At 66.8% G+C, this 14,990-nt stretch carries 14 protein-coding genes; 9 read left to right on the top strand and 5 right to left on the bottom strand.

The features are described 5' to 3' along the window. The 5 genes from IAE37_RS00470 to IAE37_RS00450 are packed head-to-tail and all read left to right on the top strand — an operon-like array spanning position 1 to position 2,562. Positions 1–375 (top strand): type II secretion system protein, encoded by a 375-nt coding sequence (locus tag IAE37_RS00470; protein ID WP_201167207.1) that lies wholly within the window; start codon positions 1–3, stop codon positions 373–375. Next, the gene (locus IAE37_RS00465; protein ID WP_201167204.1) at positions 350–877 is read left to right on the top strand and encodes a type II secretion system protein; all 528 of its coding nucleotides are present in this window, start codon (positions 350–352) and stop codon (positions 875–877) included. The genes IAE37_RS00470 and IAE37_RS00465 overlap by 26 nt, the downstream gene beginning before the upstream one ends. After that, positions 874–1,275 (top strand): curli production assembly/transport protein CsgE, encoded by a 402-nt coding sequence (gene csgE, locus IAE37_RS00460; RefSeq protein ID WP_201167201.1) that lies wholly within the window; start codon positions 874–876, stop codon positions 1,273–1,275. Before IAE37_RS00465 ends, csgE begins: the two co-directional genes overlap by 4 nt. Further along, positions 1,272–1,685: a curli assembly protein CsgF gene (locus tag IAE37_RS00455; RefSeq protein ID WP_201167186.1), complete on the top strand. Its 414-nt coding sequence runs from the start codon at positions 1,272–1,274 to the stop codon at positions 1,683–1,685. The genes csgE and IAE37_RS00455 overlap by 4 nt, the downstream gene beginning before the upstream one ends. A 34-nt stretch (positions 1,686–1,719) precedes the next feature. After that, positions 1,720–2,562 carry a CsgG/HfaB family protein gene (locus tag IAE37_RS00450; RefSeq protein WP_201167182.1) on the top strand — a complete coding sequence of 281 codons (843 nt, stop codon included), beginning with the start codon at positions 1,720–1,722 and terminating at the stop codon, positions 2,560–2,562. Between the two features lie 111 nt (positions 2,563–2,673). Here IAE37_RS00450 and alkB read toward each other — a convergent pair whose 3' ends face one another. From alkB to IAE37_RS00425, 5 genes are all read right to left on the bottom strand, one after another. Continuing rightward, the gene (alkB, locus tag IAE37_RS00445) at positions 2,674–3,318 is read right to left on the bottom strand and encodes a DNA oxidative demethylase AlkB (RefSeq protein WP_201167179.1); all 645 of its coding nucleotides are present in this window, start codon (positions 3,316–3,318) and stop codon (positions 2,674–2,676) included. A 151-nt stretch (positions 3,319–3,469) separates the two neighbouring features. Further along, a complete protein-coding gene (locus IAE37_RS00440) occupies positions 3,470–4,915 on the bottom strand; it encodes a curlin (protein WP_201167176.1) in 1,446 nt (481 codons plus the stop codon). Positions 4,916–4,931: 16 nt separating this feature from the next. Next, the gene (locus IAE37_RS00435; protein ID WP_201167173.1) at positions 4,932–5,402 is read right to left on the bottom strand and encodes a curlin; all 471 of its coding nucleotides are present in this window, start codon (positions 5,400–5,402) and stop codon (positions 4,932–4,934) included. Between the two features lie 15 nt (positions 5,403–5,417). Further along, on the bottom strand, positions 5,418–7,655 hold the full coding sequence (locus IAE37_RS00430) for an Ig-like domain-containing protein (RefSeq protein ID WP_201167171.1): 2,238 nt from the start codon (positions 7,653–7,655) through the stop codon (positions 5,418–5,420). 32 nt (positions 7,656–7,687) lie between these two features. Then, the gene (locus IAE37_RS00425; RefSeq protein WP_201167168.1) at positions 7,688–9,016 is read right to left on the bottom strand and encodes a hypothetical protein; all 1,329 of its coding nucleotides are present in this window, start codon (positions 9,014–9,016) and stop codon (positions 7,688–7,690) included. Positions 9,017–9,356: 340 nt separating this feature from the next. On the opposite strand from IAE37_RS00425, the gene IAE37_RS00420 reads away from it, so the two are divergent. Genes IAE37_RS00420 through qhpG form a run of 4 tightly spaced genes read left to right on the top strand, consistent with a single transcriptional unit; the run spans position 9,357 to position 14,954 of the window. Beyond that, positions 9,357–11,267, top strand: a complete 1,911-nt coding sequence (locus IAE37_RS00420) for a sigma-54-dependent Fis family transcriptional regulator (RefSeq protein ID WP_201167157.1) — start codon at positions 9,357–9,359, stop codon at positions 11,265–11,267. A 1-nt stretch (position 11,268) separates the two neighbouring features. Continuing rightward, positions 11,269–13,002 (top strand): ABC transporter ATP-binding protein, encoded by a 1,734-nt coding sequence (locus IAE37_RS00415; protein WP_201167155.1) that lies wholly within the window; start codon positions 11,269–11,271, stop codon positions 13,000–13,002. Then, positions 12,992–13,669, top strand: a complete 678-nt coding sequence (qhpE, locus tag IAE37_RS00410; RefSeq protein ID WP_201167153.1) for a subtilisin-like serine protease QhpE — start codon at positions 12,992–12,994, stop codon at positions 13,667–13,669. The genes IAE37_RS00415 and qhpE overlap by 11 nt, the downstream gene beginning before the upstream one ends. Continuing rightward, positions 13,662–14,954 carry a flavin-dependent monooxygenase QhpG gene (qhpG, locus tag IAE37_RS00405; protein ID WP_201167151.1) on the top strand — a complete coding sequence of 431 codons (1,293 nt, stop codon included), beginning with the start codon at positions 13,662–13,664 and terminating at the stop codon, positions 14,952–14,954. The genes qhpE and qhpG overlap by 8 nt, the downstream gene beginning before the upstream one ends. Positions 14,955–14,990 lie beyond the last annotated feature (36 nt).

Raw genomic sequence — 14,990 nt, 5'->3', positions numbered from 1 at the left:
ATGAAACGCAGCCGAGGCTTCACCCTGATCGAACTGCTGGTGGTCATGGCGATCATCGCGACCCTGATGACCATCGCCATGCCGCGTTACTTCAACAGCCTGGAAAGCTCCCGTGAGGCCACCCTGCGCCAGAGCCTCGCGGTGCTGCGCGAGGCGCTGGACCACTACTACGGCGACACCGGGCAGTACCCCGAGTCGCTGGAGCAATTGGTCGAACAGCGCTACCTGCGCAACACCCCGGTCGATCCGATCACCGAGCGCAGCGACGCCTGGCAGATGGTTCCACCGCCAGAAGGCGTGGCCGGTGGCGTGGCCGATATCAAGAGCGGTGCAACGGGGAGGGCGCGTGATGGCAGCCTCTATGCAGAATGGTAAGGCCTGCGCTGGCTTCACCTACCTGGGCGTACTGCTGCTGATCGCGGTCAGCAGCGTGGCCCTGGCCGCCAGCGGCACCCTGTGGAGCAGCGTCGCCCAGCGTGAGCACGAGCGCCAGTTGCTGTGGGTCGGGGGCCAGTATGCCCAGGCCCTGCGCAGCTACTACCGAGCCTCTCCCGGGCTGGCCCAGTATCCGCAGGAGCTTGCCGACCTGCTGCAGGACAACCGCTTCCCCGAGGCCCGCCGGCACATTCGCAGGCTCTACCCCGACCCGATCACCGGTCGTGACGAGTGGGGCGTGGTGCGCGCCATCGACGGTCGCATCACCGGCGTGTACAGCCGCTCGGACGCCACGCCATTCAAGCGCGCCGGCTTCGACACCCAATGGTCGAGCTTCGAGGGGCTCGAGCACTACAGCGACTGGCAGTTCGTCGCCGAACAACCCTTCGCCGAGAGCGCTGGCGACGTACGCACCCACAGCGGCGCCGGAGCGTTGCCATGAACCGCCTGGCAGGCCTGGCCCTGGCCCTGCTGTTGCTGGCGCCCCTGCCAGGGGCGGCGCAGGACAACGGCGAGAGCGAGATGATGGGCTTCATCGTCGACAACACCATCTCGCACATCGGCCACGACTTTTACTACTACTTCGCCGACCGCCTGCGGGCCACCAGCCGCCTGGACTTCAACTTGGTGGTGCGCGAACGCCCGGATGCCCGCTGGGGCAGCCTGGTGACCGTGGAGTTCGAGCGTGATGTGCTGTACCGGCGCTTCCTGCCGCCGAACACCACCGAACTCAAGGACGAGGCCGTCGAGGCCGCCGACCTGGTCAAGCAACAGATCATCCAACGCAAGCTGCAACGCCTGCTGCAAGACACCACCGATCTGGAGAGGGACGAGCTATGAACACCTGCATTTCCCGTTGCATCGCCGCCTGCCTGCTGGCCAGCGCCTGCGCGACCCAGGCTACCGAGCTGGTGTACACCCCGGTCAATCCGGCCTTCGGTGGCAACCCGCTCAACGGCACCTGGCTGCTCAACAACGCCCAGGCGCAGAACGACTACGACGACCCCGATCTCAAGGACCGTGCCTCGGCCTTCACCGGCACCACCGCCCTGGAACGCTTCAGCAACCAGCTGGAGTCGCGGATGTTGTCGCAACTGCTGGACAACATCAGCAATGGCAACACCGGCAGCATGTCCACCGATGCCTTCCTGATCGACGTGATCGACGACTCAGGAGCCCTGAGCATCAAGGTCACCGACAGGGCGACCGGGGAAATCTCGATCATCGAGGTCAGCGGCCTGAACCCCTGAGAGGGACTGGCTGAATTTTTTGGGGAGAGAAACCATGAAACGTCTGCTGAGCACCCTGCTGATCCTCGCCACCCTGCAAGGCTGCGGCCTGCGTGAGCCGATGCCGGCCGAGCAGGATTCCGCGACCCCGACCCTGACACCACGGGCCTCGACCTATTACGACCTGCTCAACATGCCCCGGCCGAAGGGCCGCTTGATGGCAGTGGTGTACGGCTTCCGCGACCAGACCGGGCAGTACAAACCGACCCCGGCCAGCTCGTTCTCCACCAGCGTCACCCAGGGCGCGGCGAGCATGTTGATGGATGCCTTGAATGCCAGCGGCTGGTTCGTGGTGCTGGAGCGCGAAGGGCTGCAGAACCTGCTGACCGAGCGCAAGATCATCCGCGCCTCGCAGAAAAAGCCCGACGTGGCGCAGAACATCGCTGCCGAGCTGCCGCCCCTGCAGGCCGCCAACCTGATGCTCGAAGGCGGCATCATCGCCTACGACACCAATGTGCGCAGTGGTGGGGAGGGCGCACGCTACCTGGGCATCGACATCTCTCGCGAGTACCGGGTCGACCAGGTGACGGTCAACCTGCGCGCGGTGGATGTGCGCACTGGCCAGGTGCTGGCCAACGTGATGACCAGCAAGACCATCTACTCGGTGGGACGTAGCGCCGGAGTGTTCAAGTTCATCGAGTTCAAGAAGCTGCTCGAAGCCGAGGTGGGGTACACCACCAACGAACCGGCGCAGTTGTGCGTGCTCTCGGCGATCGAGGCGGCAGTGGGGCACTTGCTGGCCCAAGGCATCGAGCGTCGGCTGTGGCAGGTGGCGGGAGAGACCGCCGAGGGCAAGGCCGAGGTGGACAAGTTCCTGAGCCAGAATCAGCAGCAGTGATAGCCTTTTCAGGCCTCTTCGCGGGTGAACCCGCTCCTACACGTTTCCAAGGGCGGTGGGGCACCTGTAGGAGCGGGTTCACCCGCGAAGGGGCCCGCACTGCCAGCCCATTCACCCCGCCTTGCGCAGGGTCAGGTTGATCCGCCGCTCGCCCATCCGCGGGTGCACTCCCGGCTTGATCGGCATCACCCCGTGAAACCGCAAGCGATCCTCGCCTCCCCACACCAGCACGTCGCCATGGCTCAGCGGTATGCGCTCGGTACGATCCGAACGCTGCAACCCGCCGAACAGGAACACCGCCGGCAACCCCAGTGAAATCGACACGATCGGCTGGCCGAAATCGCGCTCGTCCTGGTCCTGGTGCAGGCTCAGGCGCGTGCCCGGCAGGTAGTGGTTGACCAGGCAGGCATCCGGCACGAAACCCTCGAACCCGGCTGCCGCCGCAGCGCGCCCGGCCAGGTCGAGCAATACCTGGGGTAGTGCGGGCCAGGGCTTGCCGCTGGCCGGGTCGGTGGGGCTGTAGCGGTAGCCGCGCTTATCACTGACCCAGCCCAGTTCGCCACAGTTGGTCAGGGCAACCGCCATGTGCAGGCCGCCGGGTGTGCGCATGTGCCGCAACGGTGCGGCGCGCAAGACCGGGCGCAGGGCATCGAGCAGCGGTTCGATCTCGGCCAGGGCGAAGCCGGGCAGCAGTACGGTGTGGCTGGCCAGGCGTTGTGGCTGGTTGCCGAACAGGTCGAGGTCGGACTGGATCATGGTGTCGAGGGGTCAGGTGTGTGCCCGTTATTGTAGGACCTTGCACGGCCCTTGTGGGAGCCTTGCATGGCTGGATGGGAAACAGGCTGGAAAGGAAAAAGGGACCGCGGCGCCAGGGAGAGAATGCGCCGCGGTCCAAGGGGGGAGAGGATTATTGCTGGGTGACAGTGGCCATGTTGCCGGTGCCCTGCTGGGTAATGGTGGCGTTCTGGTTGTAGCCACTCTGGTCGACAGTGGCGGTGTTGTAATGACCACCTTGGGTGACGGTGGCCAGGTTGACGCCGTCGGTCTGGGTGATGTGAGCCTCGTTACCCCCACCGTAAAGCTGGTAGGTGTAGCTCTGGTTGGCATAGCCGGACTGATCCACGTTGACCACGTTGCCAGTGCCCTGGGTGGTGCCATAGGCGTACTGGTCGGTGCCACGCTGGGCGGCGATGAGGGTGTTGTCGCTCCCGTTCTGCTCGAAGTACAGCTCGTTGTTGCTGTCGACCTGGTTGGTCTGGGTGGAGTTGTTGGTGCCTTTCTGTTTCAACTGCGCGGTCTGCAAAGCGCCGTCCTGGGTCAGGTTGGCCTTGTTGCCGGTACCGGTCTGGTTGATCACCGCCGTCTGGCTGTCACCGAACTGACCACCCGGCTTGTCACCCTTCCAGTTGCTGGCCATCACCTGGTTGCCGTTGCCCTGGCTGGTCACGGTCAGGCTGTGGTTGTCGCCTTCCTGGTAGGTGAAGCTCAGGTTGTTGCTGCCGCCCTGGGAGATGGTCACGGTGGCGTTGCCGGTCTCGTACTGGTCCGACCAGCTGGCGTTGGCATTGCCGTGCTGGTACAGGCTGGCGACGTTGCTCTGACCGAAACTCTGGTCGATGTAGCCTTCGTTGTTGTTGACGTTCTGGTCGACGCTGACGGTGCTGCCGATCTGGTTGTCCTGCCACACTTCGGCCGAGTTGCCCGAGCCGTACTGGTCGATGCCGATGGTGCCGCCAGTACCGTCACGCTGGTCACCATAGGCCCAGTTTTCCTTGCCCTCCTGGTAGATCTGCACGTTGCCGTCGGTGTAGGCCAGGTGCTCGGCGGCAGCGTAGTTGTCGGCGCCACCCTGGGTGATCGAACTCTGGTTGTTGGTGCCGCCGAACTGCTGCTCGACGAACGCTTCGTTGCGATCACCATACTGAGCGGTGGTGCCCTGGCTGCCCATCTCACCGTCCTGCCAGATGGTCGAATGGTTGCCGCTGCCTTGCTGGGTTTGCGTGGCCTGGTTCTCCACACCGTAGGATTGGCTGGTGAACGCATCGTTGAACTCGCCACCGGCCTGCTGAGTGATGATGCTGCCGGTTTCCGACCACTGCCCGGCGTAGCCTGCGTTGTACGAACCCGTCGCGCTCTGCTGGATCACGCTGCTGCTGTCGTTCTGCTCGGCCATGTGGTTATGGTCATGGCCGGCCTGGGTCTGCGTGGCCGAGGCATATGGCGAAAGGACCTGCTTGACCTCGGCGATGTTGTCGTTACCGGTCTGGGACTGGGTCGATGTGCTGTCGTCTGCCATGACCTGGCCGGCCAAGGCCAGGACGATAGCGGCACTGAGGGGGGCGAGCTTGAACATGGTGGTGCCTCCAGGTCTATCGGTATTGGGAGATCTGAACGTGTTGGCCATTGCCGGCTTGGGTCACAGCGCTGGTTAGCCCCGTGCCGGCCTGCTCGATGCTGGCGCTGTTGTGGTTGCCGATCTGCTCGATCGAGGCGCTGTTGCCACTGCCGCTCTGGCGGATCGACGCGCTGTTGCCGTATCCCTGCTGGCTGATGCTGGCCATCAGGTCCGAACCTTCCTGCAAGATGAACGCCTCCTGCGCGCCCCCGGCCTGGACGATGCGGCCCAGCAGGGCCTGGCCGTTCTGGTCGAGGGCAGCGCGGTTGCCGCTGCCCTGTTGCTCGATCACCGCCACCTGGCCGGAACCGGCTGGCAGCAGGCGGATGATCACCGGTTCGCCGAGGTCGCTGCCGACCGCAAGGTCGGCGTTGTCCATCAGGTCGTCGGCCCAGCCCTGGCCGCAGGCGGCCAGGCAGAGCAACAGGGGCAGCAAGCGTTTCATGGCGTTCTCCTGGTGTTACTGCACGACTACGGCGACGGTACGGCTGCTGCCTTGGCTACTGGTCACGGTGGCTGTCGGGCTGGCCGTCGGGATCACCGTGGTGCTGTTGCTCACCGCCAGGCGCCAGCGACCGGTCACCGGCACCGTGGTGGTACCCAGGGTCACCAGCCCGCTCGGGGTGGTCACCTTGATGGTGATGGTGTTGCCGGTGGTCACCGACGAGGTGCCGCTGATATCCCAGTTGTAACGGTTGTTGGAACGCGCCGTGACCGTGGCCGCGGTGACCGCGAAGGTTTCCGTCGCTGCCGGGCGTGGCGAGACATTGACGGTGACCGTGCCCGGTGCCGACAGCACACCCAGCGAATCACGCGCGACGTAGGTGAAGGTCGTGGTGAACGCCGCGGTGATGGTTGCCGGTGGGGTGTAGGTGACCGAGGTGCCGTCGGGGTCGATGCTGACGGTGCCGCGGCCGCCGGTCGGAGGTGTGACGCTGGCCACTGTCAGCGGCAGGTTGCCTTCTGGATCGGTGTCGTTCTGCAGCACGTTGATCGGCAGCGCTACGCCCAGGGTGGCGACGGTTTCCGGGTTGGCGGTCGGTGCCTGGTTGGCGGCGACGTTGATGGTCACCGTGGCCACCTCGGACTTCATGCCCTTGGCATCCATAGCGCGGTAGGTGAAGGTGGCGACCACGGGCACGTTCTCGGTCGGTGGGGTGTAGGTGACCGAGGTCGTGCCATTGAGCACCACGCTGCCCTGGCCGGCGCCGGGCTGGGTCAGGTCGGTGATGGTCAGCGGCACGTTGTTGTCCGGGTCGCTGTCGTTTTGCAGCAGGTTGAGGGTCAGCGGCACGCCGATGCTGGTCGCGCCGTTGTCGGCCTGGGCCAGCGGTGGCTGGTTGGCAGCCTCGACCGGCGCTGTACCGTTGACGATCACCGGCTCCACGTCGCTGCCGCCGTGGCTCGATTTCACCGTGACGGTGGCCGGTGGTTGGGACACGTCATTGACCGTGAGGGTCTGCAAGGTACCGGACTTGGACAGGCGACCATAGCCCTGGGCGACCATGTCTGGAATCACCACCTCATCGCTGGAGCGGGCTTCGATGACCAGGCGCTTGTTGGTCCAGTCGTAGCGTGCGGTGCTGACCTTGACCACGTCGGACAGCTTGCTCGAGATGGCCGTTGGCTGGGTATTGAGGTCGCTGCTGCTGGCGGTCACCACCACCACCGAAGGTGGCGCTGCCTGGCTCAGTTGCTGGGTGAAGAACCGCCCGTTGTTATCGGTTGCGAGGGTGAACTGGCAAGGCGAGGCGGGCGTGCCGACCAGGGCGAGGCCGTTGCGCATGCACACGCTGGCGTTGCCCGGCGCCTTGGCGAACACCTCGATGCGGGTGCCGTTGGCGTTGCGCGAGTAGGTCGCCCGTTGCATCGACGCCGGCAGTTGCGGGCGCTGGTCGAGGACCTTGCCAGACACGGTGAACTGGTCGGTCTGGATGGTCCCGGCCGGGCCTTCGATGCGGATGAAGTTGGTGCCGAATGGGCTGCCCAGCACACGCTCGGTACGGTTGGGATCGCCGATGAAGGTGTCGGTGATGCCGGTGTCGGGGTTCACCGCCAGGTAGGGACCACCCTCGCCACGCAGGAACGGGCCGAGGGCGCCGTTCAGTGCGCCGCTGAACACACCCGGCGCGCCGATGCCGATGTCGCGGGTGATGTTGATCGCCCGGCGCCCAGGGTTATTGACGGTCACCCGCTCCACACCATAGGGGTGGGTGATGGTGTAGACCCCAGCGGTAGGGACCGAGATGCGCATCCGGATGCGCGCGAAGCTCTGCTGGTCGCCGTCCACCGGGTTTTCCGCGGCGAACGCGGCTTCCAGGCCGGCCACATAGACATCCAGCTCGTAACCGCTGTTGCCAACTGCCGGAATGGAGGCCTCGGCCAGGAACCAGAACATCTCCGGTGGCCAGTTGTCGGGGAACACCAGCGGCAGCGTATCGTCGTAGACGCCCGGCTCCGGGAGCAGGGTGCAGAGGTACGCCGGTGCCCCTGGAGCGCCAGCCACCAGGGTGCTCACGGCACGCGAACGGCACAGCTCGAGCGACAGCCCATCGGCATCCTTGTACCACAGCGGGTAGCCGCCGGTGGCGAAGGTGTAGGGGCCAGGGTCGACGTCGGACAGCGCAGCCCAGGCGGCGCTGCTGACAGTGAGGGAGAAACCGGCGGCCAACAGCGCGCGGCGCGACCAAGTGTTCATGCTGCCTCCTTGAAGGCGGAGCCTTTGTCTGTTCATGGCACCAGCACCACGTCTTCGGTGTCGCTACCGCCGTGGGTGCTGGTGACCTGCACCTTGGCTGGCGGCAGCGGCGTGATCGAACGGTTCAGGGTTTTCACCGGCCCTTGGCCGATGAACTCACCAATGACCACACCGTCGCCGGTGACTGCGTTCAACACTGGCGGCTCGGTCTCGTCGCTGCTGCTGGCCACCACGCTGAGCATGCCGCTGGCCATGCTGTATTCGGCGCGGGTGATGGTGACCAGGTCGGTCAGTGGCAGGCCGGCTTCGGTGGCGGTGCTGCTGGGGATGGCCACGCTGTTGTCGGCGTTGACCAGCAACACGCTGGGCAGCGCCGGGTTGAGCGCCGACTGGGCGTACCAGGTGCCGGTACCGTTGGCCTCGGTCAGGGCCAGGGTCGGGCTCTGGCTGGTCAGGGTGACGGTGGCCGGTGGCGGCGGGGCGAGGACGAACACGTCCTGCTGGGCGCGCAGGTCGCCGTTGTCGTTGCGTCGCGAGTAGGTGCTGCGCAACGGGATCAGCGGCGTCGGCCGGACTACGTCGGACAGCTTGCCGGAGATGGAGAACAGGTCGGTGCGCAAGTCCAGGCCATTGGGGCCTTCGATGCGTACGAAGTTGGTGTTGAACGGGCTGCCGGTGACGCGTTCGTTCAGGTTCGGGTCGCCGATGAAGCGCTGGCCGGCCTCGGTGTAGGGGCCGTTGACGCTGCGCAGGAACGGGCCGACGTCGCCCTTGAGTGCGCCGGTGAAGTCGCCAGCGCCACCGATACCGATGTCGCGGGTCATGTTGATCGCTCGGCGGCCGGCGGCTGGCACGTCGAACACTTCGACGCCGTAGGGGTGAGTGATCACGTAGGTGCCGGCAGTCGGTACATCGACGCGGATACGAACGCGTGCGAAGCTGACCTGGTCGCCCTCCACCGGCTCCTCGGCGGCGAACGCTGCTTCGATGGCGGTGCCAAAGCGCAGGTCGATGCCACGCGCAGCATCGACGATAGTTGCGTCGGCGGTGAACCAGAAGGCTTCGTCGGGGAAGTTGGTAGGGAAGACGATAGCCTGGGTGTCGTCGAACACGCCGGGTGTCGGCAGCAGGGTGCACATGTACGACGGTGCGCCTGGTGTGCCGGCGACCCGAGAACTCACGGCCTTGCTCAGGCACAGGTCGAGCGTGCGCCCGTGGCTATCCTGGTACCAGGCTGGGAAATTGCCATTGGCGATGTTGTAGTCACCCGGTTCGACTGCATACAGCGCAGCCTGTGCCGGAACCTGGAGCAGGCCGGCGAAGATCGCCAGTGCCAGCGGGTGGAGTTTCGGTCGGTGCATGAGTCTATTCCTCCTGCAAACGGGCCCATGGACTTGGGGCGTTTGGCAGGAGATCGGCAACAGCCGTGCCAGGTTTGTGAAAAAGCTCTGCAGGGCTTGTGGTGCAAGGGCTTTGAGGTGGCGGGAGGTGTTTGGGAAAGGTTTTTCGGTGGGCGGTGTTCCCCAGGTTTGGGGTGGGTGGTGGGGCTGACAAGTGTCTGGTTTGGGGGCGGCGCTCGATCTCAGCCCCAGCACAACCCCCAAGGCGAACACCTCGACGCCCAGAAAAATCTCCCGCACACTGCGGAAAAAATACCAAGCACGTTGCCCTCGACCTGATAGGGCATAGCTGGAGCGATAAATGGCGCGACAACTTCCCATAACAAACGCCCAAGACACGCTGCACCAGTCCCGCCAGGCCCGTTTGCGCCTGGCCAGCGAAGGCGAACTGCCGATCGGTGTACTGCGCGAAGAAATCGACGCCTCCTGGCGGCGCAGCCTCGGCCACGGCCTGGATTGCCTGCAGGGCGAGCAACTCGGCACCACCCTGGCCCAGCGCCACGACCTGCGCCAGTTGCTCGAACACAACCGCCTGCTGGTCGACGCGGTCACCCCTGAACTCGACTACCTGGCGGCACGCCAAGGCAAGGCGGGCATCGTCATCCTCGGCGATGCCCAGGCCAACCTGCTGGCCATCGAAGGCCAGACCCACGTGCTCGAACGCGAAGGCCTGCGCGACCTGCACCCCGGCAGCTGCTGGAGCGAGTCGCTGCGCGGTACCAATGCCATCGGCACCGCCGTGGTGGAAGGCCGGCCGACCCTGATCGACTGCGGCGAGCACTACCTCGACCGGCTCAGCCCGTTCTCCTGCACCTCGGTGCCGCTGCGCGATCCGTGTGGCCAGGTGATCGGCGTGCTCGACATCACCCGCGAAGGCGCCCTGGCGCAGCCCCAGGACAGCCTGTCGATGCTGATGCTGGCGGCTGGCAACATCGAAAGCCGAATGTTCGGCCTGTGCTACCCAGAGCATCTGGTGCTGGCCTTCCACAGCCGGCCGCAGTACCTCAACAGTGCCTGGCACGGCCTGCTGGCGCTGAGCCTGGATGGCGAAGTGCTGGCGGCCAACGACAATGCCTGCCAGCTGCTGCAGATAGCCCGCCCGGACCTGCTGGGGCGGCGCAGCAGCGACCTGCTCGGTGAACGCTCACCGGCTTTCATCGCCCGCCTGTGGCAAGGCGGGGTGAGCAGCGTGCACACGGCCAAGGGGGAATTCTTCTTCCGCGCCTTGCAGTTGCCACGCCATAGCCAGATTCCAGGCGCCGCCGTAGCCAAGCCGGCGCAGCCGAACAAGTCGCCGGCGCTGGAAGCACTGGCCGGTGGCGATGCCCGGTTGGCGCGCAACCTGCGCATGGCCCGGCAGGGGCTGGGCAGCGGCCTGCCGGTGCTGCTGCTGGGCGAAACCGGTACGGGCAAGGAGGTGGTCGCGCGCGCCTTGCACCAGGCCAGCCCGCGTGCCGACAAACCCTTCGTCGCGGTCAACTGCGCGGCCATTCCCGAGGGGCTGATCGAGTCCGAACTGTTCGGCTACCGCGACGGCGCGTTCACTGGCTCGCGCCGTGGCGGCATGGTCGGGCGGCTGATGCAGGCCCATGGCGGCACCCTGTTCCTCGACGAAATCGGCGACATGCCGCTGGCCCTGCAAGCCCGCCTGCTGCGCGTGCTGCAGGAGCGCCGGGTGGCCCCGCTGGGCGCCGGCGAGGAGCAGGACATCGACGTGGCGTTGATCTGCGCCACCCACCGTGACCTCAAGCGCCTGGTCAGCGAGGAACACTTCCGCGAAGACCTCTACTACCGCGTCAACGGTGTCTCGCTGCGCCTGCCGGCGCTGCGTGAACGTGAGGACCTGGCGACCATCGTGCAGGGTGTGCTGGACCGCTTCGGCGCCCGCAATGTGACCCTCGACCCGTCGTTGGCCGCCTTGCTCGAGGGCTTCGACTGGCCCGGCAACATCCGCCAGCTGGAAATGGTGGTGCGCACCGCCCTGGCCATGCGCGAGGACGATGAGCAGGTGTTGACCCTCGATCACCTCACCGACTGCCTGCTCGACGAGTTGGTCAGTGGCGGCGCGCCCTCCGGCAGCCTCAAGGACAACGAGCTGGAACTGATCCGTGGCGCTCTTGCGCGTCACCAGGGCAACGTCTCGGCCGCCGCCGAGGCCCTTGGCATCAGCCGGGCAACCTTGTACCGCAAGCTCAAGCAGTTGCGCGGTTGACATGGGCGGACTATTCGCAAGGCTGGTGGACTCCAGCGACCCTGTGCTGATGCGCCAGGCCCTGGCCTGGCTGTACAGCTTCGTGCGCCCGCAGCGCGCCGCCATCGCCGTGCTGCTGTTGCTGTCACTGGGCGCCACGCTGCTGGCGCTGGTGCAACCCTGGCTGGTCAAGACGCTGATCGACGAGGGCCTGTTGGCCAAGGACTACCAGACCCTCTGGCACATGGCCATGGTGATGATCGTCGCTGGTGTGCTCGGCACGGTGCTGTCGGGGGTCAACCGTTACCTGCACACGCGCTTGTCCGGGCGCATCCTGTTCGCCCTGCGCGACGACCTGTACCGGCACCTGCAGCAGCTGTCGCCGGCGTTCTACGGGCGGCGGCGCACGGGCGACATCCTCTCGCGCCTGGACGGCGACGTCGCCGAGATCCAGCGCTTTGCCGTCGATTCGTTGTTCTCGGCAGTGTCGGCGATCATCGGCCTGGTGGGCTCGGTGGTGCTGATGCTGACCCTGTCGTGGCAACTGTCGCTGCTGCTGGCGCTGCTGGTACCGATCGAGGTGCTATGGCTGCGCTGGATGCGGCGCAAGGTCGAGCGCGAAGTGCGCAGCCTGCGCGAGCGTTCGGCGGATGTGTCGTCGTTCCTGGTGGAAACCCTGCCAGCGATGAAATTCATCCAGGCCACCGGCCAGCAAGGCCGTGAGGCCAGCCGCCTGGACCAGCTGGGGCAGGGCTACATGCGCCAGCTGCTCAAGGTCCAGGTCACTGAGTTCTTCACCCAGGCGGTGCCCGGCACCTTGACCTCCTGGTGCCGCGCCTGCGCCTTCCTGGTCGGCGGCTGGTGGGTGATCCAGGGCACCTGGCAACTCGGTGCGCTGATCGCGTTCTCCACCTACATGGGCATGGCGGTCGGCCCGGTGCAGAGCCTGCTGGGCCTGTACGTGGCGGTGCAGCGCATGGCGGTGAGCCTGGGCCGGGTGATGGAACTCAAGCGCGAGACCGTGGCGGTACGCGAAGCCGAGTCACCCCGGCCGATGCCCGACGGGCCCGGCGAATTGCGCCTCGAAGGCGTGCACTTCGCCCATGATGGGCGCCAGGGGGCCGTGCTGGCCGACGCCGATGTCGGCATTCCCGGTGGCCTCAAGGTCGCCATCAGCGGCGCCTCCGGTGTCGGCAAGTCGACCCTGATCGACCTGTTGCAACGCTTCTACGACCCCGATGCCGGGCGCATCCTGCTCGATGGCGTCGACCTGCGCGAACTCGACCTGGCCGCCTTGCGCCAGCGCATTGCCGTGGTCAGCCAGGATATCGTGCTGTTTCGCGGCACCCTGGCGCAAAACCTCGCCTACGGCGCACCACAGGCCAGCCGCGACGCGCTCGAACAGGTCGTGCGCCTGGCGCATCTGGAAAGTTTGGTCGAGAGCCTGCCGCTGGGCCTCGATGGCCTGCTCGGCGAGCGCGGCCAGCAGCTCTCGGGCGGGCAGAAACAGCGCATCGCCATTGCCCGTGCGGTGCTCCAGGCGCCGTCGATCCTGGTGTTGGACGAGGCTACCTCAGCGGTGGACGAAGCCACCGAGCGCGAGGTGATCGCCGCCATCGACCAGTTGTTCGCCGGGCGCACGCGGATTCTCATCAGTCACCGGCCCTCGACCTTGGCCGATGCCGACCTGCACCTGCACTTGCAGGGCGGGGTATTGCGCGTATTGCCCGAGGAGGTGGCCAGGCATGCGCCATGACCTGCGCATCGGGGTGATCGACAGCGGCTGCGCGCCAGCCCAGGCCGGAGCGGTGCTGGCAGGACGGCGCTTCTGGCTGGAGGACGGCACGCTGCACCACGGGCCACTGCAGCCCGATCGGCTCGGCCACGGCAGCGCCGTGCTGGCCAGCCTGCAAGCCGAGGCTGGCCAGGCGCCGCTGTTGCTGGCCCAGGTGTTCAACGGGCAGGGCGCCACCAGTGCCTTGCAGGTGGCGGCGGCGCTGCTGTGGCTGGCGGAGCAGGGCGCGACACTGGTCAACCTCAGCCTCGGGCTGCAGCAGGATCGTCCGGTGTTGCGTCGGGCCTGTGCCGAAGCGCAGGCGGCCGGCGTGCTGCTGTGCGCCTCCAGCCCGGCCCGCGGCGGCCCGGTGTATCCGGCCAGTTACCCGGACGTCATCCGGGTGACCGGCGATGCCCGTTGCGCACCGGGGCAATGGTCATGGCTGGGTAGCGCCCAGGCCGACTTCGGTGGCTACGTCGGTGAGCGTGGCATGGCCGGGGCCAGCTTGGGCTGCGCGGCGCTCAGCGGGCGGATTGCTGCCTTGCTGCAGCAGCAGCCGGGCCTGGACCGCGCGCAGTTGGTGGCCTGGCTGCAGGCCAATGCAGCTTTCATCGGCCCCGAGCGGCGAGGGGCGGCGGATGCCTGAGCCGCATATTCTGGTGCTCGGCGCCGGGCCCGCGGGGGCGGCTACCGCGATCGGCCTGCGGCGCCTGGGCTACCCGGTGACCGTGGTGTCCGACTGGCGCCGTTTCGCTGCCGTCGAAGGGGTCTCGCCACGGGTGCTGGACGGCTTGCGCCATGCCGGCTTGGGCGAGGCGCTGGCCGAAGCGGCAGTGCCGGCGACGCGCCAGGTCCGCTGGAGCGGCCAGCATTCGCACCTGAACCAGGAATTTCTGCTCGACCGCCAACGCTTCGACCGCGCCTTGCGCGATGACCTGGCGCGGGCGGGCGTGACGCTGGTGCAAGGGCGTGTACGTGAGGTGGCGCACGTTGGCGGGCATGAGGTGCGGCTGGAGGATGGCCAGTTGCTGCGCGGGCGCTTCCTGGTCGAGGCGCGAGGCCGCCAGGCGCCGCTGGCGGCGGATCGCTTGCGCGGGCCAGAGACGGTCAGCCTGCTCAACCTCTGGCACGGCGAGCCGGGCGATCCGGCCTCGGCGGTCGAAAGCCTGGACGATGGCTGGGCGTGGATGGCCAGGCTGGCCGATGGCCGCTGCTATTGGCAGGTGACCCTGGATGCCGAACGCTTGCCAGGCAAGGCGGCACTGCCGGGGTACTGTGCCGAGCGCCGAAGCACTTCGGCATTGGTCGCCGAATTGTTCGATCAGCGTGCCCTCGAAGCTGCCCAGGTACATGCGCGCAGCAGCACGGCGATCCTCGCCGGCGAGTGCGTGGGCGATGATTGGTTGCGGGTGGGGGATGCCGCCATGGCCGTTGACCCATTGTCGGGGAATGGCATCTTCCAGTCGCTGTCGTCAGCGCTACAGGCCCCCGTGGTCATCAACACCTTACTGCGCCGGCCTGAGCGGGCCGGCTTGGCCAAGCAGTTCCACCAGCAGCGGATCGAGCAGCTGTTCCTGCGTTTTGCCCGCCTGGGGCGGGATTTCTACATCCAGGAGCTGACGCGGGTCGGGCAGCCATTCTGGGCGCGTCGCCAGGGCTGGCCAGATAACCAGCCGATGCACCAGGCGGCGGCGTGGCAAACGGTGCAGGTGGCGCGGCGGCCGGTGCTGCGCGATGGGCTGGTGGATGAGGCGGAGGTGGTGGTGACGGCTGACCAGCCGTTGGGGATATGGCACCTGCAGGGTGTGGAACTGGCGCCGGTGGTGCGCGGGCTGTTGGGAGGCGGGTCGATTGACGCGGTCTTGCATGAGCGTCCCAGGGAGCAGCAGTTCATGCTGCGGCGGTGGCTGGCGGAGCAGGGGTATCGGTGAGATGCCTGGGGCTGCAACGCAGCCCCAGGCGTCCTG

It is taken from the genome of Pseudomonas sp. S31 (assembly GCF_016648105.1).
In the GTDB taxonomy this organism is placed as follows: Bacteria; Pseudomonadota; Gammaproteobacteria; order Pseudomonadales; family Pseudomonadaceae; genus Aquipseudomonas.
Note: the sequence above shows the minus strand (reverse complement) of the source record. Positions and strands in the feature narration are given on the sequence as shown.